Source organism: Xanthomarina sp. GH4-25 (assembly GCF_045363175.1).
Lineage (GTDB): Bacteria > Bacteroidota > Bacteroidia > Flavobacteriales > Flavobacteriaceae > Xanthomarina.
Genome location: NZ_JBJFLO010000003.1, coordinates 1 through 20,765, shown reverse-complemented (window position 1 = coordinate 20,765; position 20,765 = coordinate 1). Strand labels below are relative to the sequence as shown.

At 32.3% G+C, this 20,765-nt stretch carries 16 protein-coding genes and 1 tRNA gene; 7 read left to right on the top strand and 10 right to left on the bottom strand.

Annotation, left to right across the window (positions count from 1 at the left end; all coding sequences use genetic code 11):
* Positions 1–3 precede the first annotated feature (3 nt).
* The 5 genes from ACI5KZ_RS04650 to ACI5KZ_RS04630 all read right to left on the bottom strand — a co-directional run bounded on the left by ACI5KZ_RS04650 (position 4) and on the right by ACI5KZ_RS04630 (position 6,540).
* Positions 4–1,641 carry a S41 family peptidase gene (locus ACI5KZ_RS04650; protein ID WP_109309176.1) on the bottom strand — a complete coding sequence of 546 codons (1,638 nt, stop codon included), beginning with the start codon at positions 1,639–1,641 and terminating at the stop codon, positions 4–6.
* A 7-nt stretch (positions 1,642–1,648) separates the two neighbouring features.
* Positions 1,649–2,026, bottom strand: a complete 378-nt coding sequence (gene rnpA, locus ACI5KZ_RS04645; protein ID WP_109309175.1) for a ribonuclease P protein component — start codon at positions 2,024–2,026, stop codon at positions 1,649–1,651.
* A 129-nt stretch (positions 2,027–2,155) separates the two neighbouring features.
* Positions 2,156–3,994 (bottom strand): M1 family metallopeptidase, encoded by a 1,839-nt coding sequence (locus ACI5KZ_RS04640; RefSeq protein WP_406847050.1) that lies wholly within the window; start codon positions 3,992–3,994, stop codon positions 2,156–2,158.
* Between the two features lie 60 nt (positions 3,995–4,054).
* Positions 4,055–5,665, bottom strand: coding sequence for a S8 family peptidase (locus ACI5KZ_RS04635; protein ID WP_406847049.1), 1,611 nt, complete (start codon positions 5,663–5,665; stop codon positions 4,055–4,057).
* Between the two features lie 14 nt (positions 5,666–5,679).
* Positions 5,680–6,540, bottom strand: coding sequence for an MBL fold metallo-hydrolase (locus tag ACI5KZ_RS04630; protein WP_109309172.1), 861 nt, complete (start codon positions 6,538–6,540; stop codon positions 5,680–5,682).
* Positions 6,541–6,685: 145 nt separating this feature from the next.
* Here ACI5KZ_RS04630 and ACI5KZ_RS04625 point away from each other — a divergent pair, with 145 nt between their 5' ends.
* Together ACI5KZ_RS04625 and ACI5KZ_RS04620 are read left to right on the top strand one after the other, a co-directional pair.
* Positions 6,686–7,042, top strand: a complete 357-nt coding sequence (locus ACI5KZ_RS04625; RefSeq protein WP_406847048.1) for a DUF202 domain-containing protein — start codon at positions 6,686–6,688, stop codon at positions 7,040–7,042.
* A 131-nt stretch (positions 7,043–7,173) separates the two neighbouring features.
* Positions 7,174–9,051, top strand: coding sequence for a sodium:proton antiporter (locus ACI5KZ_RS04620; protein WP_109309171.1), 1,878 nt, complete (start codon positions 7,174–7,176; stop codon positions 9,049–9,051).
* An 88-nt stretch (positions 9,052–9,139) separates the two neighbouring features.
* Here ACI5KZ_RS04620 and lepA read toward each other — a convergent pair whose 3' ends face one another.
* Positions 9,140–10,936: a translation elongation factor 4 gene (gene lepA, locus ACI5KZ_RS04615; RefSeq protein ID WP_109309170.1), complete on the bottom strand. Its 1,797-nt coding sequence runs from the start codon at positions 10,934–10,936 to the stop codon at positions 9,140–9,142.
* A 156-nt stretch (positions 10,937–11,092) separates the two neighbouring features.
* Between lepA and ACI5KZ_RS04610 the strand changes: the two genes are divergently transcribed.
* Positions 11,093–13,510, top strand: coding sequence for a TonB-dependent receptor domain-containing protein (locus tag ACI5KZ_RS04610; protein ID WP_406847047.1), 2,418 nt, complete (start codon positions 11,093–11,095; stop codon positions 13,508–13,510).
* Between the two features lie 121 nt (positions 13,511–13,631).
* On the opposite strand, the gene ACI5KZ_RS04605 is transcribed toward ACI5KZ_RS04610, so the two are convergent.
* Complete coding sequence (locus ACI5KZ_RS04605; protein WP_109309169.1) at positions 13,632–14,741, bottom strand: PD40 domain-containing protein; 1,110 nt, start codon at positions 14,739–14,741, stop codon at positions 13,632–13,634.
* Between the two features lie 61 nt (positions 14,742–14,802).
* On the opposite strand from ACI5KZ_RS04605, the gene ACI5KZ_RS04600 reads away from it, so the two are divergent.
* Positions 14,803–16,026, top strand: a complete 1,224-nt coding sequence (locus ACI5KZ_RS04600) for a M28 family peptidase (RefSeq protein WP_406847046.1) — start codon at positions 14,803–14,805, stop codon at positions 16,024–16,026.
* A gap of 3 nt (positions 16,027–16,029) precedes the next feature.
* Positions 16,030–17,022 (top strand): tRNA dihydrouridine synthase DusB, encoded by a 993-nt coding sequence (gene dusB, locus ACI5KZ_RS04595; RefSeq protein WP_406847045.1) that lies wholly within the window; start codon positions 16,030–16,032, stop codon positions 17,020–17,022.
* On the opposite strand, the gene ACI5KZ_RS04590 is transcribed toward dusB, so the two are convergent.
* Together ACI5KZ_RS04590 and rbfA are read right to left on the bottom strand one after the other, a co-directional pair.
* Positions 17,019–18,224 carry an ABC transporter permease gene (locus ACI5KZ_RS04590; RefSeq protein ID WP_406847044.1) on the bottom strand — a complete coding sequence of 402 codons (1,206 nt, stop codon included), beginning with the start codon at positions 18,222–18,224 and terminating at the stop codon, positions 17,019–17,021. The genes dusB and ACI5KZ_RS04590 overlap by 4 nt on opposite strands.
* A 68-nt stretch (positions 18,225–18,292) precedes the next feature.
* The gene (gene rbfA, locus ACI5KZ_RS04585; protein ID WP_109309165.1) at positions 18,293–18,697 is read right to left on the bottom strand and encodes a 30S ribosome-binding factor RbfA; all 405 of its coding nucleotides are present in this window, start codon (positions 18,695–18,697) and stop codon (positions 18,293–18,295) included.
* A gap of 192 nt (positions 18,698–18,889) precedes the next feature.
* Between rbfA and mce the strand changes: the two genes are divergently transcribed.
* Positions 18,890–19,294 (top strand): methylmalonyl-CoA epimerase, encoded by a 405-nt coding sequence (gene mce / locus ACI5KZ_RS04580; protein WP_109309164.1) that lies wholly within the window; start codon positions 18,890–18,892, stop codon positions 19,292–19,294.
* Between the two features lie 81 nt (positions 19,295–19,375).
* Positions 19,376–19,449: transfer RNA gene (locus ACI5KZ_RS04575), tRNA-Ile, on the top strand.
* 412 nt (positions 19,450–19,861) lie between these two features.
* Here the strand turns inward: ACI5KZ_RS04575 and ACI5KZ_RS04570 are convergent.
* Entirely contained in the window at positions 19,862–20,623 is a 762-nt protein-coding gene (locus ACI5KZ_RS04570; RefSeq protein WP_406847043.1) for a DUF6090 family protein, read from the bottom strand.
* Between the last annotated feature and the right edge of the window lie 142 nt (positions 20,624–20,765).

Sequence of the window (20,765 nt, the reverse complement as noted above, 5' to 3'; positions counted from 1 at the left end):
AATTTACCTTAAATAACCTTTGTATTTTATAGGGTTTGAAAGGATTTCAGTCGCTTTTTTAATTTCTGGATTATGAATTTTATAATATTCAAATAAACCTTCTCTGTAGGCATAACGTTTAACTATTTCGTCTGTTAATAAGTATAGAATCTGATCTTTATTTTCTGAAATAGCCAATTCTTTTGAATTATTTAAATTGGTTAATAAGGTATTATAATCTGTTTTTATATTATCGTCTAAGTCTTCTTTTTTAGCACTTTCTAATACTTTATTTAAAGCTTTTTCAGTTTCTGTTATAAACGAAAAGTTGTTTGTTGATAGATAATTATTAAAGTCTTTAAAATCGGTATTAGATAATTCCAATTGATTAACATCTGAAATATTAGGATGCTTGTAATAATAATCTGTTGCAAAATCGAAAATTAAAAAATCTTCAATAATAGCATTTGTAATAGCAGAATTTTTAGAAATTTCTAAAGCTTCGTCTGGTAGGACGCCTCCACCATCAAAAACTGGACGACCATTTTTAGTTTTAAATTCATGATATTCTTTACTCTCAATTCTTACAGCATTACCTTTATCGTCTCTATTCCAATAATCTAAAGCTTGAATACAACGTCCAGAAGGTGTGTAATATCTAGAAATGGTTATTTTTAATTGGGTTCCATAAGTAAGTGGTTTTGGACGTTGCACCAAGCCTTTTCCAAAACTACGCGAACCTACTATCACAGCCCTGTCTAAATCTTGTAGAGAGCCTGAAACAATCTCGCTAGCAGATGCACTACTACCATTTATTAAAACAACTAAAGGGATTTCGGTATCTACAGCATCTTTTGTCGTGTAATAAGTTCTGTTATACTTTTTTACTTTAGATTTTGTGGTAACTACTAATTGCCCTTTTTTAACAAATAAATTTACCACATTAACAGCTTCGTGAAGCAAGCCTCCAAGATTGTTTCTAAGATCTAAAATGATACTTTCGGCGCCTTGAGCTTTTAAATCTTTAAGTGCATAACCTGTTTGTGAGGATGCTTTGCTATTAAATGTACTTAAAACAATGTAGCCAGTTTTATCGTCTATCATCGAGAAATGAGGCACTGCATCTATTTCAACTTCAGAACGTGTTATGGTTGCTTTGTTTTCTTTTCCTTGTCTTAAATAGGTGACTTCTATAGTCGAGTTTGAAGTGCCTTTTAATAAGTCGCCTGCATCATCTTCATAAGAATCAATAACAATATCTCCAATTTTAATAATTTCGTCTCCAGCTTTTAAACCAGCTTTGTCTGCAGGATAATCTTTATAAGGCTCAACAATTACCAGTCTATCATGTAGCGTTCTTACTTTAGCTCCAATACCAGTATAATCTCCTGTTCTTCGTATGCGTTCAGCTTCAACATCTTGTTCGTTATAAAAATTGGTATAAGGATCCAGATCTTTAAGCATACCTTTTATGGCAGTATCCATTAAATCTGCAGGATTGGTTTCGTCCACATAATTCATATTAATTTCTTTGAATAAGGTGGTGAAAATTTCTATTTGCTTGGCTATTTCAAAAAAATCGTTTTGAAAGGCAGATCCAGTTATAAATATAGTTGCAGCTAATACTGGAACGATAATGAGTCTTTTAAGTCTGTTTTTCATTCTAAATCTATTCTTTTAAACTATTTTCAACAAATTTCTGCAACAGTTGGGTCATTTTTGCTTCAACTTCAGCGTAAGTTGGTTTTTCTTTTCCAATGTACAAAATCATTAACGCATATTGTGTTGTCATGTTGTTAAAAAAAGCGCCTTTTTGCAATCTATAGGCTTCCCGTAATAAACGTTTTATTCGGTTTCTATCGACTGCATTTTTAAAATTTCTTTTAGAAACAGACACACCTGCTTTTACTTTTATGGCATCATTATGTGTGGTTTTTAAATATACCATTCTTAATGGATAAGCCGAAACGGACTTTCCTTCCAGAAACAATTGCGAAATAAGTTTTTCGCTTTTAAGTTTTTCTTTATGTGAATATGTTGCGTTCATATTTAGAAAGCAAATGTAACAAATACCAGCAATCCTTAATACATGTCTATCAAGTTAAATAGAAACAAAATAAAAAACCACTTGAAATTCTCAAGTGGTTTTGTTTTATTGAATTAAGATTTATTTAATCTACATTTCAAATTTATTATTCTCTTTATTAATATCTGCCATCCCTTCTTTTGGGTCTATTTGCACAGATTTAATGGTTTTAGATGTTTCAAACGTATATGTTGGAAAAGCCCAAGCCCAATTAGAAATAGTTGTTGCTGTTGTTGGTTTTTTACCACGCATCATACGTAATGGTATGTAATAATCTTCTGTAGTGCCATCTGTATAAGTAACAGTTAAGTCTATAGGCATTGGCATAAGACCTATGCGCTCTAAAGTTATGGTTTTATCACTTACTGCTTTTACGCTATAATCAATAGTGTTTGTAGTTTGAGCAAAATCCATTAAATACCAATCTAATTCAAAATTGGTAACTTTTTCAGCTGAACGAATAAAATCGTTTGGTGTTGGATGTTTAAACGCAAAATCTTTAAAATACTTTTTTAAAGTGGCATTTAAATTATCTTGACCTATAACGTAGCCTAATTGTGCTAAAAACACTTCACCTTTCACATAGGCTGCTAATCCGTATGCTTGATTAAATTCAAAACGATCTGCTTGTGTTGTTAAGGGTTGTTCTTTTCCAGATGTTGCTAGATAAATATAACCTCTATAAGAACCTGCTGCTGGGTTTTCTTTATTGGTTTCCATAACAGCATCCATAGCGTAATCGCTAATATAGCTAGTAAATCCTTCGTCCATCCAGTAATGTTTAAGCTCGTTTGTAGCTAATAAGAACTGAAACCATGTGTGCGCTAATTCGTGTGCTGTAACACCCACTAAACTTCCAAATTTACGTTTTCCAGTAATTAAAGTACACATAGCGTATTCCATACCTCCATCTCCTCCTTGAATTACGGAGTATTGATTGTAAGGATATTTGCCTATATTTTCGCTAAAGTAATTCATTAACTCAACCGTTTTTGGTTGTAACTTTTTCCAGTTTTCTAGATATTCAGCTTCTAAAGTCTTTTTATAAAAGAAATGTAACATGGGACCATTAGGAACTTGCATTTGATCGTGAATAAATTCTGGATCTGCAGCCCAAGTAAAATCGTGAACATTAGGAGCTTTAAAATGCCATGAAAGCATATCTCCTTTTGGTTGTTTTACTTTACCTGTTTCGTAACCATGACCAATTTCGTTTGGATTTTGAAGGTAACCAGTACCACCAATTACATAGTTTTTATCGATGTTGATAGTGACATCAAAATCTCCCCAAACACCATGAAATTCTCTTCCTATATAAGGATCTGCATGCCAACCTTCAAAATCGTATTCTGCTAATTTAGGATACCATTGCGTCATAGACAACGCAACACCTTCAGCACTATCTCTTCCAGAACGACGAACTTGTAAAGGTACTTGACCGTTAAATATCATATCGAAAGTTACTTTTTCACCTGGTTGAATAGGCTTGTTTAATTGCACTTCTAAAACAGTTCCTACCACATCGTAATTTAAAATAATACCATCTTGTTTTAAAGAGGTTATTTTAAGATACCCAATTTCTTCGGGTGTTAAGTTTCCAATTCTATCTCCAACACGATCGTCTGGATCTGCAATGGTTTGAGATCTCACATCCATTTCACTACCAGGTTGAAAAGCATTAAAGTATAAATGATAATATACTCTATGAAGCACGTCTGGAGAGTTGTTGGTATAAACTAAATTTTGAGTACCAGTATATCTATAGTTGTTAACATCCATGGTGATATCTATTTTATAATCTACATGTTGTTGCCAATAAGACGTAGAATTTAATGGTTTAACAACTTGGTTTGGAGTTACAGGGTCTTTAGTATTACTAAAAGCTATAAAAACACTTAAAGTGAAAAGACATAAAAAGAACTTTTTCATTTTTTTATTGATTTAAAAAAACCTCAACTTTTGAAGATGAGGTTTTTAGATTTTTAAAATTTATTTAGACAGTTGCTCTGCCATAATTAATGCATTATAAGCATTTACTATTTTACCAGACTTTGTTAAATCTCCAATAGGTCTAACATCTTCTGTATCACCTCCAACAACAACTTTAGTTGATAAAGCCAAACCAGAATCTAGGATGATTTGTTTTACTTGAGTAGCAGATAATTTAGGGTAGTAAGAACGAATAAGGGCAGCAACACCAGCAACTGCAGGAGCAGCCATGGATGTACCACCTTTCGTATCGTATTCATTTTCTGGAGTAGTAGAGTATATTTTTGCACCAGGAGCAAAAACATCTACATTAATTTTTCCGTAGTTAGAAAAACCAGCAACCATTCCAGAACCATATTTTGGTTCTAAAGCTCCAACGGTAATAAAAGTAGTTGATACTTCTGGACCATTATTTACTTGATCGTTAGGATAACATTCTTTTTGGTCTAAATCTAAACCTTCGTTTCCAGCAGCATTAACAAATACCACATCGTTTTTACCAGCGTAAGCAATGGCATCTCTTACCCAATCACTATGTGTAGAATAGTATTTACCAAAACTTCCGTTAATTACTTTTGCCCCATTATCTACTGCGTATCTAATTGCTAAAGCAATATCTTTATCGTACTCATCGCCATTTGGAACAGCTCTTAAACTCATAATTTTTACATTATTAGCAACGCCATCTACACCTAAACCATTACCACGTTCTGCAGCAATTATACCTGCTACGTGAGTTCCATGACTTTCTCCTTTTTCTGAAGGCAGTACGTTACCATTTCCGTAACCAACATCAGATAAATCGTTAGGGTCGTCTCCTGTTGTTCTACCCTTGAAATCTAAATTAATGTTCGCGTTTAATTTATCGGTAAAATATTCTACACCACCTTTAATAGATTTTAATGCATCTTGAGTATTGTCGAAACCATTACCATACATAAAATTCATAACACCAACAGCATTAGTAATAGCTTCATCCTCAGATTCAATAGCACTTACATCATCAGCAGTATAATCTTCTTTCCCTAAATGTTCAGAGATGACATCGTTAGCATCTTTAACTTGTTGGTAAATTTGATCGTATTGCGCTTTTCTAGCAGTTGTTTCTTCATATTCTTTATCATATTCTGCTTGGGCTCTTTCAAAATCAGGATTAGTTGTGTCTCCACTTGCAAGAATTCTTACATATTCTAATTGCTCATCGTATGCATCTCCAAGAAAATTCCAACCGTGAATATCGTCTACATAGCCGTTTTTATCATCGTCAATACCATTTCCAGCTATTTCTTTTTCGTTGGTCCAAACCACACCATTTAAGTCTTCGTGTTCAATATCGATACCAGAATCTATTACTGCTACAATAACAGTTTGTCCTTTTTTGGTTTTAATTATTTCAGCATACGTTTTTTCTACGCTCATTCCAGGGATGGTGTCTTTAACAAGATCTAAATGTCCCCAAGTGTGTTTTTCATTTTCTGTTAATTCTGAAACTTTTAATGCAACAGAATCAATGTTTTCAACAGGTGTTGAAACTATTTCAGCACCACCACCACAACTAGCTAACGTTGTAGCTATAAGAGCAGAAAGGAATAAAGGTTTAATTAATTTCATTTTAATATTAAGTGTTAGTTAAAAATATCATTACAAGTATAAACGTTATTAAGTCGCACGCCTTTTTCAGTGTGTTTTACTGTAATAATCTCGTTATGTGCATCGTGCTCCAAAAATAAGTAATAATTATTATCTGCCGCTAAATTCAGGAATTTTTCTTTTTCATCTAAAGTTAATAAAGGTCTTGTGTCGTAACCCATTACAAAAGGGATAGGTAGATGGCCGGCTGTAGGTAACAAATCTGCCATAAAACAGATGGTTTTTCCCTTGTAATTTATCATGGGAATCATTTGTTTATCTGTATGACCATTTGCAAAGAAAATATCAAAACCTAATTTCGAATTTTTTAATGTATTTGTTTTAGGAAGTTCTGTGAATTTTAATTGCCCACTTGCTTCCATTGGTAGAATATTCTCTTTAAGAAAAGAGGCTTTTTCTCTATTGTTTGGAATAGTTGCCCAATTCCAATGGTCTTGATTGCTCCAAAAATGGGCATTTTTAAAAGCAGGTTCGTACCCAGTTTTGTCTTTGTTCCATTGAACAGAGCCACCACAGTGGTCAAAATGAAGATGCGTCATAAATACATCGGTAATATCATCTCGATGAAATCCATATTGTTTTAAGGATTTGTCTATGGTATCATTTCCCCATAAGTAATAGTAACCAAAAAATTTATCACTTTGTTTGTTACCCATTCCTGTATCAATTAAAATAAGTTTATTACCATCTTCAATTAATAAACATCTAGCTGCAATGTCTATCATATTATGCTTATCTGCAGGATTGGTTTTTTGCCACAAAGATTTAGGAACCACGCCAAACATGGCGCCACCATCTAACTTAAAATTTCCAGATTCAATTGGGTATAAATTCATAATGAATGCAAATTACTAAAACCCTTCATATAAGTGAAAATTATGTCTTGATATTAGATGTTTTTTAACATTTGAATATGGCATGTTAAAGGATAATTAATTTGTTGCTGATAAATATTAATTATAATTTTATAAAAAACCATTTATGAAACCACTAAATCCGAATCCATTAAAAATTAAAAAATTGAAGCTTCTTCGGTTTGGGCGAGATTTTAAACCAGATGAAGAAGTTATCTTAAGAGACTATTTAGCCATAGAAAGAACCAGATTGGCTAATGAGCGCACTTTATTATCTTACATCAGGTCCTCTTTATATCTATTACTAGGTGGTATTGCTTTTTTTCAACTTAAGGATTTTCCCTTTCCAAATTTTAGATTTCTAGGATTATTGTCATTAGTGTTTTCTGCCCTTTTTTTTATTATTGGACTGTATAGATTTATACTACTTAAAAAGAGTTTAAAGCGTTTGTTCTACATGTCTGAATCTAAAAGTGAGGATTAATCTCTTAATCTTTGATATTTCTTTTCTTGATTTTTTAACTTGTTAATATGATGGAATTTATAATTGTAAAATAAAAAAGCATTATTTTGCCATAGTTTTTTTATAATTGTTTATCTAACTTAGAATCTTATATGGTAGAATTAGCAGGTATTATTATCCTTGGAATATTAGCACAATGGGTTGCATGGAAACTCAAAATACCAGCCATTTTACCTTTAATTCTTATTGGTTTATTTGTAGGGCCCATTGCAGCAGAATTTTTAAGTGATGATGGTACCAAGTGGATAGAGCCTAGATGGAACGGTCAAGAAGGCCTTTTTCCAGGTGGTAGTTTGTTTTTCTTTGTGTCCTTAGCCATCAGTATTATTTTATTTGAAGGAGGTTTAACTCTTAAAAAAGGCGAAATTAAAAATGTAGGCCCAGTTATTACTAAGTTAATTACAGTAGGATCTCTTGTTACCTTTTTTGGAGCTGCCATTGCTGCACATTATATTTTTTACTTAAGTTGGGAGATTTCTTTTTTATTTTCAGCTTTAATTATTGTTACTGGTCCCACCGTAATCACGCCTATTTTAAGGAATATCCCACTTAAAAAGGATGTTTCTGCCGTTTTAAAATGGGAAGGCATTCTTATAGATCCTATTGGAGCATTAGTTGCTGTATTGGTATTTGAATTTATTAGTGTAGATGCAGGAGGAGAGTTTACTAAAACGGCATTTATAGAATTTGGAAAAATCGTGTTATTTGGTACTACTTTTGGGTTTACTTTTGCTCATGGACTTAATTTAATTTTAAATAAAAAATGGGTACCACATTATTTAATGAATGTGTTTTCGTTAGCAGCTGTTTTAGGCGTTTTTATTCTAGCCGATGAGTTTGCTCATGAATCTGGTTTATTAGCAGTAGTCGTTATGGGAATGGTTTTAGGCAACTCCAAATCTCCTTATTTAAAAGAATTGCTTTATTTTAAAGAATCCTTGAGTGTTTTATTAATATCCATCCTTTTTATTCTTCTTGCTGCAGATATTAATTTTGAAGATTTACTTTTAATTTACAACTGGAACACTGCTATCTTATTTGCAGTCGTTGTATTTGTTTTAAGACCAATAGGTGTGTTTTTAAGCACTCAAGGTTCCAATTTAAAACTTAAAGAAAAGTTGTTTATTAGTTGGGTCGGTCCACGAGGGATTGTAGCTGCTGGTATTGCTTCGTTATTTGGATTGAAATTAGCTGAAGATGGTGTTCCTGGAGCAGAATATATAACTCCTTTGGTGTTTATGATTGTGTTAGGAACCGTGATACTTAATGCCACTACAGCAAGAATGTTTGCTAAAATAGTTGGTGTGTTTTTAACAGAATCTAGAGGTATTTTAATTGTAGGTGCTTCTAAACTTCCAAGGTTACTAGCTCATTATTTAGAGAAAAACGGCAGACATGTTGTTTTAATAGATAGTAATCAGAATAATGTAGCCAAAGCAGACGAGCTTGGTCTTGAAGCCATGAATACCAACATCTATTCTGATAAATTATTAGATAATATCGAGCTTAACGACATGGGTTTTTTATTGGCTTTAACAGGAAATACAGATATTAATAAGTATGCTATTAAACAATTTGGAGACAAATTTGGAGAAAATGGGTCTTATCGTTTATTGACCTCTACCGAAATGCTAGAATCTTCAAATACACCAACCGAAGGTGTCTTTTCTTATACAGACGATTTTAACTCATTAACCAACGTTATTAATAAATACCCTTCCATTCAAGAAATTAAATTAAAAGACAAAGAACATTATCACGATTTGATTGAAATTTCTAGTAAAGACCAAGATATTATTCCGTTGTTCATTAAAAATAATGAAAATGATTTATTTGTAGTTAAAGCCGATAAAGAAGAAACTCTAGAAAGTTTAGAACCTGGATGGAAACTCGTCTATATAGGAAAACCTTTTGATGTTGAGAATGTAAAGAATGAAACAAATGGGGTAAAAAATCACGAGAACAACTAACAATTAATTAAAAAAAAGCTTAAAAATTTCAAGAGTTTTCTTGCTCTTTTTAAGCTTTCTTAGTTTATATTTTTAGTGTAATTGCTATTTAATCATTCAGTTTTAAAACAGCCATAAACGCTTGTTGTGGTATTTCAACATTACCTACTTGGCGCATACGTTTTTTACCTTTTTTCTGCTTTTCTAGAAGTTTACGTTTTCTGGAAATATCTCCTCCATAACATTTTGCCGTTACATCTTTACGAAGCGCTTTAATAGTTTCTCTAGCTATAATTTTTGCTCCAATAGCAGCTTGAATAGGAATATCGAATTGTTGACGTGGAATAAGTTCTTTTAACTTTTCACACATTTTTTTACCAATACTATGGGCGTTATCTGCATGAATTAAAGCCGAAAGCGCATCGACAGGCTGTGCATTTAGTAAAATATCTACACGAACTAATTTTGATGTTTTCATACCAATAGGATGGTAATCGAAAGAGGCATATCCTTTTGAAACAGTCTTTAATCTATCGTAGAAATCGAATACAATTTCTGCTAAAGGCATATCGAATGTCATCTCAACACGTTCTGTTGTTAAATACGTTTGATTAAGAACCATTCCTCTTTTTTCAATACATAAAGACATAACGTTTCCAACAAAATCAGACTTTGTAATAATAGTTGCTTTAATATATGGTTCTTCCACACGGTCTAAACCGGATGGATCTGGTAAATCGGTTGGATTATTCACAATAACAGGAACATCTGGATGTTTCCTAGTAAAAGCGTGGTAACTAACATTCGGAACTGTAGTAATTACAGTCATATCGAACTCTCGTTCTAACCGTTCTTGAATAATTTCCATATGGAGCATCCCAAGAAAACCACAACGGAATCCAAAACCTAAGGCAGCCGAACTCTCTGGTGCAAAAACTAATGATGCATCATTAAGTTGAAGCTTTTCCATAGAATTTCTTAACTCTTCGTAATCTTCTGTATCTACTGGGTAAATACCAGCAAAAACCATTGGTTTTACATCTTCAAAGCCTTCAATAACATTGGTTGTTGGGTTTTTAGCATCTGTCAAGGTGTCTCCAACTTTTACCTCTTTTGCTTCTTTTATACCAGTAATAACATAGCCAACATCTCCAGCTTTAATTTCTTGTCTAGGAAATTGCTTCAGTTTTAAAGTACCAATTTCATCAGCAAAATAATTTTTTCCAGTAGCAATAAATTTAATGTTTTGACCTTTTTTTATGGTACCATTTTTCACTCTAAAGTAGGTTTCTACACCACGAAACGGATTGTAAACAGAATCGAAAATTAATGCTTGTAAAGGCTCGTCTGGATTACCTTTTGGAGCAGGAACACGCTCTATAATTGCTGCTAAGATATCGTCAACGCCAAATCCGGTTTTACCACTAGCATGGATAACTTCTTCTGGCTTACAGCCTAATAAATCTACAATATCGTCGGTTACTTCTTCTGGATTAGCGCTAGGTAAATCGACTTTATTAAGAACTGGAATAATTTCAAGATCGTTTTCTAAAGCTAAATATAAATTAGATATGGTTTGCGCTTGAATACTTTGCGCAGCATCTACTATTAACAAAGCGCCTTCACATGCAGCAATAGATCTAGATACTTCGTAACTAAAATCTACGTGGCCAGGCGTATCTATTAAATTTAAAACGTATTGTTCCCCTTTATAGGTATATTCCATTTGAATGGCGTGAGACTTAATAGTAATACCACGTTCACGTTCCAAATCCATGCTATCTAAAAGCTGTTCTTTTTTCTCCCTTTCGGTAACAGCTCCAGTATAATCCAATAATCTATCTGCCAAGGTACTTTTACCATGGTCAATATGTGCTATAATGCAAAAGTTTCTAATGTGCTTCATAATTCTATTCTAGCCAAAACTAATTTGCAAATATAATTGTTTTAAAATAGCTTTAAATATTAAAGGATAACTAAATGAAATTATTTATTTATGGTTTTTCCGTAAAAATAAGTGCAAAACTATTTTTATCTTGTAGCCCCAAATAAGCTTTTGAGTTTGAAATTAGAAAACATATTACTTTTATTTATCTTTCTACTGCCTTTTACAATAATAAGTCAGGATATATCTATTACAGGAAACGTTAAAGACTCAGAAAACAATCCTATTTACTTTGCAAATGCTGTTTTGTTATCTTCTAAAGATTCTACTGCAATTAAAGGAACTTCAACCAATGACAATGGCTTTTTTGAACTAAAGAACACCAAACAGGGCAATTATTTAATTAAAATTAGTTTTATAGGTTATACCGATTTTAGTAAACCGATTACGGTTTCTACTGAAGATATCCATCTTGGAGACCTTATTTTAAATGAAAATACCGAAGCTTTAGACGAAGTAAACATTATAGCAAACAAACCAACCATTAAAAAGGAGGCAGATAAATTAGTTTTCGGAGTTGAAAATACAGCACTTTCTGAAGGTACCTTGCTTCAAGTTGTAAAAAGTACACCTGGCGTTTTGGTTTTAGATGGACATATAATGGTAAAAGGATCATCGCCTTCTGTTTATATAAATAATAGAAAAGTACAATTATCTACTGAAGAATTATTGCAACTCTTAGAAAGTTCTCCTGCAAATGCTATTAAATCTGTTGAGGTTATTACCAACCCTTCTGCTAGTTACGATGCAGAAAGTGGTGTGGTAATAAACATTATTATGAGTAAAAACTTGGTAACAGGATACAGAGGAAGTGTTTCTGGAAACTATACGCAAGGTGTTTTTCCTAGATACAACTTTGGAATGATTAATTATTTTAAAACCGATAAAATCAACTTATTTGCTAATTATAGTTATACAAGTGAAAAAATAAATAGAGATAACGACGATGGTGTTTATTACTTCGATACTAATAATCAAATTGATGAAGTATGGAAATCTTCAACAAATAGAAATACTTGGACCAAGTCTCATAGCTTGAATTTCAACCTCGATTTTCTTTTAAACGAGAACAATACGTTAAGCGTGTCCTCAAACATGTTATGGACACCTTATTTTAAGTATAAGCTTGATAATAACACCAATATTTTTAATGCCAATAATGAGTTTCAATCTCGATTTGAAGCCGATAATTTAACTAACGATGATAAATATAATTTAGGATTCGACTTAGATTACCTTCATCAATTCTCAAAAAGCAGCTTGGCTTTTAATAGTCATTTTACCATTTACGATTACAACAGGTTTCAAGAATCTTCAAGCATTTATTACGACCAGAATAATATTTTTATTGCACCAACAGCCTTTAACACAGACGCCAACCAAAAAACACAAATATTTACGGTTCAATTAGATTATAAACTTCCAATTAACGACACATCGAATTTTGATGCTGGTTCTAAATATTCAAGTATTCAATCTGATAGCGATATAACTCGTTATGATTATGATTTTAACACGAATGAAGAGGTTTTAAATTTGGCAAACTCAAGTGCTTTTGAATATAATGAAAATGTCTTTGCTTTATATTCTAACTATGATAAAACCTTTGGGAAATGGAGTCTAAATGCAGGCTTGCGCATGGAGCAAACAGACATAAAAGGTACTTCAATAACTTATAATCAAACGAATAAACAAAGTTATTTAGATTGGTTTCCAACAGCGAGTATTAAATACCAAGCAGAAGGCGTAAGTAGTTTCTATACAACTTATAAGCGAAGTATTGTAAGACCTAATTATAAAGATTTAAATCCATTTACTTTTTTCTTAAATGATAATACATTGGTTGTTGGTAATCCCAATTTAAAACCAACCTATAAAGACCATTTTGTAATAGGCTCTGCAGTGACTTCTTTCTTAACACTTGAAGCTTATTATATTAATGAAAAGGATTTTATTATTGAACTTCCACTTCAAGACAATGTAACCAACCAATTAGTTTATGCTCCAGTTAATATAGACAAATCCATAGAGTATGGTTTTGATATTATTTCTTATTTTAATATTTCAGACACTTGGTTTATGTATGCTGTAACGTCTTTTTATAATGCACAAGAAGAAAAAAATACAGTCAATGGTTTTATAGAAGCAGATAAATGGTCTAATTATAGTGTGCTAAGTAACGATTTCTCATTTTTAGAAGATAGAAGCTTGTCTGTAAACTTGACATTTATTTATCAATCTGAGGTTTTACAGGGTTTTAGGGATGTTGGTGCAAGATTAGAATCGGAATTATCTGTCTCTAAAACCATTTTAAAAGAGAAAGCCGTTATTTCATTAAGTGCAGCAGATCTATTCAATTTAGGAGATTTTGAAACAACTACAGAATATTTAAACCAACAAAGTTATAATCATACAGATTTAGATAACAGATTCGTTAAACTTGGATTTAGGTACAAGTTTGGTAATACCATATTAAAAACAAACGAACGCCAAAAAGCTGTTAAAGAAAGAGAACGTATTAAAGAAAGAGATTAATTTTTTAATCTCACTATTCTGAAATTCGTATCGTGATTTATTTCAGACAGTCAATCCTTTCTAGTCTTGCCATTCCGCAATAATGGTATCAGGAGTTATATATTTCAGAATGTCAGTCTTTTTAATCCTGCCACTCAGCAATAAACAAATTCGTATCGTGTCCACCACCATTATTTCTGTTAGATGAGAAAATCAATTTTTTACCATCGTTAGAAAACACTGGAAACGCATCAAATGTATCGCTATGTGTTACTCGCTCTAAGTTTTTACCATCCAAATCAATCATATATAAATTAAACGGAAAACCACGTTCGGACTCAAAATTCGAAGAGAATAAAATCTTTTCACCAGAAGGATGAAAAAACGGACTCCAGTTGGCATTTCCTAAATCGGTTAGCTGGCGTAAATCGCTACCATCTGCATTACAAATATATAATTCCATTTCAGTTGGTTGTACCAAGCCTTCAGCTAACAAATCTTTATATTCTTTAATGTCTTCTTCGGTTTTAGGTCTAGAAGAACGGAAAATGATTTTAGTACCATCTGGCGAAAAGAATGCACCACCATCATAACCTAATTCGAAGGTAATTTGTTTGACATCGCTACCATCTAGATTCATCGTGTATAATTCAATATCACCACTTCTATCTGAAGTAAACACAATTTTATCACCTTTTGGCGACACTGTTGGTTCTGCATCGTATCCAGGCTCATTTGTAAGCTGATTTACAATATTACCCTCCAAATCTGCAACAAAAATGTCGTAAGTATCGTAAATTGGCCAAATGTATTTACCGTTTTTTCGTAAAGGTGTTTCAGGACAATCTTCGCCACCTAAATGTGTAGAAGCATAGATAATATGTTTGTTATCTGGTAAGAAATAAGCACAAGTGGTTCTTCCTTTTCCTGTACTAATCATTGGAGGCATGTTGTCTTTAAAGGTTTCATCAGCATTCATTAAAAACATTTGGTCGCAACCTACATTCCATGCTTTATTGTTAGACTGAAATACCAATTGCTTATCATCAAAACTCCAGTATGCTTCTGCATTATCACCACCAAAAGTGATTTGTTTTAAAGATTTGAAATGAACCTCGTCTGAGTAAATTAAAGTATCCACCCATTTTGTCGCACCAGATTTGACATCAGCAGATTGGGTTTTATCATTTTTACATGACGTAATTAAGGCTAAAAATAAAAAGCTATAAAAAAATCTTAAATACATAGACATCGATTAAAGTTTAAATAAATGGCAATTATTCCATAATTTTGCCAAAAATAAGATTAATAAAATGAAGAAAATATCGTTACTGGTTCTTTTTATATCGCTTTGGGGTTGTAAACAAGAATATACCTATGAAAATAAAATAAAAAAGGATGTTTCGTTTTTAGCAGATGATTCATTAGAAGGTAGAGAAACTGGAACTAAAGGAGAACAAGCAGCAGCTGCATATATTGTTGAAAGATTTACAGAACTCGGCTTGCAACCAAAAGGCACCGAAGGGTTTTACCAAGCTTTTAGTTTTAAACCTAAAACAGATCCACATAGCGAAGTAAATTATACAGTAAATCCAGAAGATTCTACTATTACAGGCACCAATGTTTTAGGTTATATAGATAATCAAGCAGAAAACACGATAATTATTGGCGCACATTACGATCATTTAGGTTATGGTAGCGATGGTTCTTTACATAGAGGGGAAAAAGCCATCCATAATGGCGCAGACGATAATGCCAGTGGCGTAGCTGTTATGTTGGATTTAGCTGCAAAATTAATGAAAGCTAATACGTCTAATAACTATTTATTTATGGCTTTTTCAGGAGAAGAAATGGGCTTATTAGGCTCAAATTATTTTACTAAAAATGCCACTTTAGATTTAAATAAAGCCAATTACATGATAAACATGGATATGGTTGGACGCTTAAAACAAGATAGCACCTTGGCAGTTTATGGTGTTGGAACCTCGCCACGTTGGAAGCAAACCTTATCGGCAACCAACCCTGGATTTAAACTTATTGAAAATGAATCTGGTGTTGGTCCAAGCGATCACACTTCTTTTTACTTACAAGATATGCCTGTATTGCATTTTTTTACGGGACAGCATGATGATTATCACAGACCTGGTGACGATTCAGACAAGTTGAATTATGAAGGAATGGATGCTATTTCAAATTATATTTTTGATATTATTACCGAATTAGATGATGATGGTAAACTAGCTTTTAGAAAAACAAAGAATGAAAGTGAAGAAACGCCACGTTTCAAAGTTGGTTTAGGTGTGGTTCCAGATTATTTATTCGATGGTGAAGGTATGCGAGTTGATGGTATTAGCGAAGACAAACCTGCACAAAAAGCAGGATTACAAAAAGGAGATATTGTTGTGAAACTTGGCGATAGCTCCGTGGTTGATATGATGAGTTATATGAGAGCGTTATCTGTTTTTAAAGCAGGAGATTCTACACAAGTCGTGGTTAAAAGAAATGGCGAAGATATTCAAGCAAACATCAACTTTTAAGATTTGGTAAAAATAGGTAACATAGAACTCCCAGACTTTCCATTGCTTTTAGCGCCAATGGAAGATGTTAGCGATCCACCTTTTCGTGCCTTGTGTAAGGAGCAGGGGGCAGACGTGGTTTACACAGAATTTATTTCTAGTGAAGGCTTGATTCGTGATGCTGCTAAAAGCGTCATGAAGCTAGATATCTATGAAAAAGAACGACCTGTTGGGATTCAAATTTTTGGAGCTAATTTAGAAAGTATGTTGCAAACCATTGATATTGTTGAAAAATCGAATCCAGACATTATCGATATCAATTTTGGTTGTCCAGTAAAAAAGGTGGTTAGCAAAGGAGCAGGAGCAGGTATTTTAAAAGATGTTTGTTTGATGGAGCAATTAACTGCCGAAATGGTCAAACGCACTAATTTACCTGTAACCGTAAAAACCCGTTTGGGTTGGGATCACGATTCGATAAGAATTGTTGAGGTAGCCGAAAGACTTCAAGATGTAGGTTGTGCTGCCATTTCCATTCATGGACGCACACGAGCTCAAATGTATAAAGGTGAAGCCGATTGGAAACCTATTGCAGATGTAAAAAACAATCCTAGAATGCACATTCCTGTGTTTGGAAATGGAGACGTAGATTCTCCTGAAAAAGCCATGTTAATGCGAGATAGTTTTGGCCTTGATGGTTGTATGATTGGTCGTGCCACTATTGGAAATCCATGGTTTTTTAAACAAGTAAAACACTTTTTTAATACAGGTGAACATTTGGAGCCTGTTTCTTTAGAAGAACGTGTAGAAGCCGCTAGAAGACATTTACAAATGGCCATAGATTGGAAAGGGGAAATCCTGGGCGTATTTGAAACTAGAAGGCATTATACGAATTACTTTAAAGGGATACCACATTTTAAAGAATTTAGAATGAAAATGGTTACTAGTGACGACTCGAAAGATGTTTTTGCAGCTTTTGATGAAGTTTTAGAAGAGTTCTCAGGTTATCAGTTTATTTAATTTTCAACCAGGTTTTTAGAAATCCTAACTGAAGCTATTTTTGAAGCAATAATGCCTAAAACAGAAATAGTTAGAAACACAATAATGAGATTCTCTATTTTTAAAGTGACTGGATAAGGTAAAGAAGGGGTAATCATTATTAGAGAAAATGTACTTTGTAGCCACACAATTAGGCAGCCAATGAATAAACCTATCAAGCCTCCAACAATCGTCATTAAGCTTCCTTGAATAAAGAAAATATTTCTAATGTTTGAAATAGTTGCTCCAAGGTTAAAAAGTGTTTTTAAGGTGTTCTTTTTATCCAGAATCATCATAATAATAGAACCAATCACATTAAATAATGCAATTATTAATACGAGTGTAAATATTAAATATACGGCTAAATTTTCAGTATTTAGCATCTTGTAAAGTGCATCGTTTAATTGCGCACTATTTTTAAGGATTATTTTATCTCCTAAAACCGAAGCAATTTCTTTTCGTGCTTGTTCTTCGGTGGCATTTTCTTTTAATTTAAATTCAATAGCAGAAACTTCATTTTCTTTGTAATTAAGAAGGGCTCGAGCCATATCTATTGGAGCAAAAATATATTTATCGTTTAGATTTTCATTTACATCAAACACGCCAACACTTACAGCATTAAACGTATTGAAGGCTTGATTTGCAGATGTTATTTGTCCTTTTCCAGGTTTTGGAACATATAAATTGATACGCTTTCCATAGTCCAACACACCAAAAGACAAGGTGTTAGCAATGCCCCATCCAGAAACAATCTGGTTTGTTTTTTGGGTGATCCAGCTTCCTAAAACTACCACAGAATCTATAGCATTTACAATTTCAAAATTTTCATCAACGCCTTTTATATAGGCATTTGGATAGCTTTTTTCTTCAAAGGTTATAAAAACGCGTTCCTCAATAATTTTAGAATAGGATGCAACACTTTCTAAATTATTCAACTTAGAAAACTCATCTTCAGAAATTAAAAAGGATTTCCCAACTGAAGCTTCAGCTTTCAAATCTGGGTCGATTACAGAAGTAAATTGGAGTGTAAAATCTTTTAATCCAGCAAAACCAGAAAGTACAATAAACAGTGATGCAGCACCTAAAATGACTCCAATTGCTGCAATTATGGTAATAAAATTAATAGCATTGTTAGAGCTTTTAGAAAGCAGGTAACGTTTAGCTATGTAGAGTGAGAAGTTCATAAATTATAACAGTTAAAACAAATTTAACTGACAAAAGGCTTCCATTATGAAGGTTTTTTTAAAACCGATTACGATTTTTTACGTTTTCCTAACAAGTCTGGATTGTTTATTGGGTTTTCTTCACCTTTTAAAGATTGGTCTATTTTATCTATGTATTCCAAAGAATCATCAATAAAAAACTGAAGAGAAGGCATGCGTCTCAATTGGTGCTTGGTACGTTGTGCCAATTCATGCTTAATTAAAGGAGCATTAGATTTAATGCCTTCAATAAGTTCTTTACCTTTATCATTAGGAAAAATACTTAAATATACTTTCGCTACAGATAAATCTACTGTGACTTTAACCTTAGAAACCGATATTAAAATACCATACATTCCACCTTGTGTGGCTGCTTTTTGAAGGATATCTACTAAATCGCGTTGTAAAACAGAACCAATCTTTTTTTGTCTTTGACTTTCTTCTTCCATACTCATATTTAAAACGCCTTTTTAATTAATAAATTAAGACTCATGATATTCATTGTAAAATCTATTAAGATTTTCATGATGCAAAAATAACCATATTTAAAGATTATATTACTTTTGAACTGAAAATTCGTAACTTACTATAAAAGTATTAATTAAAATTCCCTTCTTTAGGGGAATGAAATGAGATTAAGATAAAATATGAATAAGATTGAACACATAGGTATTGCAGTTAAAAATTTAGAAGCTTCTAACGATTTGTTTTCCAAGTTATTTGGTAAATCACATTATAAAATTGAAGAAGTAGCAAGCGAAGGTGTTAACACATCATTTTTCCAGATAGGAGAAAATAAAATTGAATTATTAGAGGCTACAAAACCAGATAGCCCAATTGCAAAGTTTATTGAAAATAAAGGGGAAGGTATCCACCACATAGCCTTTGATGTTACTGATATTCAAGCTGAAATAACCCGATTAAAAAACGAAGGATTTATTGTTTTGAACGACACCCCAAAAAAAGGGGCAGATAATAAACTGGTAGCGTTTTTACATCCAAAATCTTCAAATGGTGTTCTTATCGAGCTATGTCAAGAGATAAAGGAATAAAAAATCTTGCAGCCTTTGAAAATATGTAGTAATATTGCACACTCTTTTAAAGAAGAGTAAAAATTAGCAGCAATGTTAATTGGTCCCATAGCTCAGTTGGTTAGAGCACCTGACTCATAATCAGGTGGTCCTTGGTTCGAGCCCAAGTGGGACCACTAGTAAAATCAAGCCTTACGGAGACGTAAGGCTTTTTTATTTTGTGTAGGTTAAACATAGGTCGAACAAATGAACTGAAAATCACCCAAAACTTTACAATAAAAACACTTGCCTCTAAAAAATATCTCCCTATTTTAAAATTCTTTTTCTTTTCAAAATGCAGATTTATGATTTCTCCAAATTTGCTTTTCTGTTCTAAACGGTAAATAAATGAATTATATCGGTGTCAAAACTATTGTTAAAATTATGTAGCCTAATTTTAGGACGGGTCAAAATGTTACACAACGGTTTTCTTTATTTATTAATTTAACAGAAGAAAAGAGGAGAACTAAAACCAACTAGATGAAATTCCAAAGGAATTTCCAAGTAGGCGAGTACTAGCCATTAATTATACACGTTGTTGTGCTTTCGTTATTTTTTTTTCTTTACTTCCATTTCTATTAATGATATCAAATCTTTAATTTCTCTATCAAGATTTTCTTTAGAGATAAGAATATCTTTAGTCATAAATAATTTAATACCAAGAAGGTTTCTAATGCGTTGATTGCTCAATATTTTACTATAATCATTCGACTTTTCGTTAGAAATATCTATAGTTGGAAAAGAAGATTTTAAAAATGGAATAAAGTTGATGTCATTTTCAGCAATATTATCCATTCGAATTTGCTGAAAATTTAATCTATCGTCTAACATTATTTTAAGTTCAATTAAGTTAATTTCTAAACTTGTGAATTTTTCTTTTAAACCTTGGTTTTTTATAAGTTCTAATTTATTGGTGTTTTTTAAATCTTCATAAGCATTTACGACAAGCAGATGACTATCTAGATTCCATAAAGCATTTTTGAATGTTACAGCTCTAGTACTGTCTTTGTTAATTAGTAAATTATTGGATTCATAATTGATTACAGTTATTATGTCTTTAATCAATCTTTTTTCATAGGAAATTAAAGAGTCAGACTGGTTTTTTGCTAGAATTAAGTTTTTTTTTAAATTCTCGAGTATAGTTATTTCTTCTTTATCTTGTTTAAGATTTTCATTCCAATTATTAATTTGTAATGCAATCAAAATTCCAATAACAACTAGAATTATTTCTCCGATTGCATAAATCAGATACTTACTGAATTTATTTTCAGAAACTAAATTTTGGCGAATTTTTCTAAAGAATTTTATCATTGGTTAGTGGCTGGTTTTAATGTCTTGTCCTGAAATATGGCTACAGGTTAAAATTGAATTTACGCTGATAATTTATATACCATATTTGGTGTTTTATAGTCTAAAGATAAATGTAATCTTATTTCGTTGTATAAATTAATTG

What these genes read in the sequence shown, in the direction of transcription:
- ACI5KZ_RS04650 (WP_109309176.1), bottom strand. Translation starts at nt 1,641, where the DNA reads ATGAAAAACAGACTTAAAAGACTCATTATCGTTCCAGTATTAGCTGCA.
- rnpA (WP_109309175.1), bottom strand. Translation starts at nt 2,026, where the DNA reads ATGAACGCAACATATTCACATAAAGAAAAACTTAAAAGCGAAAAACTT.
- ACI5KZ_RS04640 (WP_406847050.1), bottom strand. Translation starts at nt 3,994, where the DNA reads ATGAAAAAGTTCTTTTTATGTCTTTTCACTTTAAGTGTTTTTATAGCT.
- ACI5KZ_RS04635 (WP_406847049.1), bottom strand. Translation starts at nt 5,665, where the DNA reads ATGAAATTAATTAAACCTTTATTCCTTTCTGCTCTTATAGCTACAACG.
- ACI5KZ_RS04630 (WP_109309172.1), bottom strand. Translation starts at nt 6,540, where the DNA reads ATGAATTTATACCCAATTGAATCTGGAAATTTTAAGTTAGATGGTGGC.
- ACI5KZ_RS04625 (WP_406847048.1), top strand. Translation starts at nt 6,686, where the DNA reads ATGAAACCACTAAATCCGAATCCATTAAAAATTAAAAAATTGAAGCTT.
- ACI5KZ_RS04620 (WP_109309171.1), top strand. Translation starts at nt 7,174, where the DNA reads ATGGTAGAATTAGCAGGTATTATTATCCTTGGAATATTAGCACAATGG.
- lepA (WP_109309170.1), bottom strand. Translation starts at nt 10,936, where the DNA reads ATGAAGCACATTAGAAACTTTTGCATTATAGCACATATTGACCATGGT.
- ACI5KZ_RS04605 (WP_109309169.1), bottom strand. Translation starts at nt 14,741, where the DNA reads ATGTCTATGTATTTAAGATTTTTTTATAGCTTTTTATTTTTAGCCTTA.
- ACI5KZ_RS04600 (WP_406847046.1), top strand. Translation starts at nt 14,803, where the DNA reads ATGAAGAAAATATCGTTACTGGTTCTTTTTATATCGCTTTGGGGTTGT.
- ACI5KZ_RS04590 (WP_406847044.1), bottom strand. Translation starts at nt 18,224, where the DNA reads ATGAACTTCTCACTCTACATAGCTAAACGTTACCTGCTTTCTAAAAGC.
- rbfA (WP_109309165.1), bottom strand. Translation starts at nt 18,697, where the DNA reads ATGAGTATGGAAGAAGAAAGTCAAAGACAAAAAAAGATTGGTTCTGTT.
- mce (WP_109309164.1), top strand. Translation starts at nt 18,890, where the DNA reads ATGAATAAGATTGAACACATAGGTATTGCAGTTAAAAATTTAGAAGCT.
- ACI5KZ_RS04570 (WP_406847043.1), bottom strand. Translation starts at nt 20,623, where the DNA reads ATGATAAAATTCTTTAGAAAAATTCGCCAAAATTTAGTTTCTGAAAAT.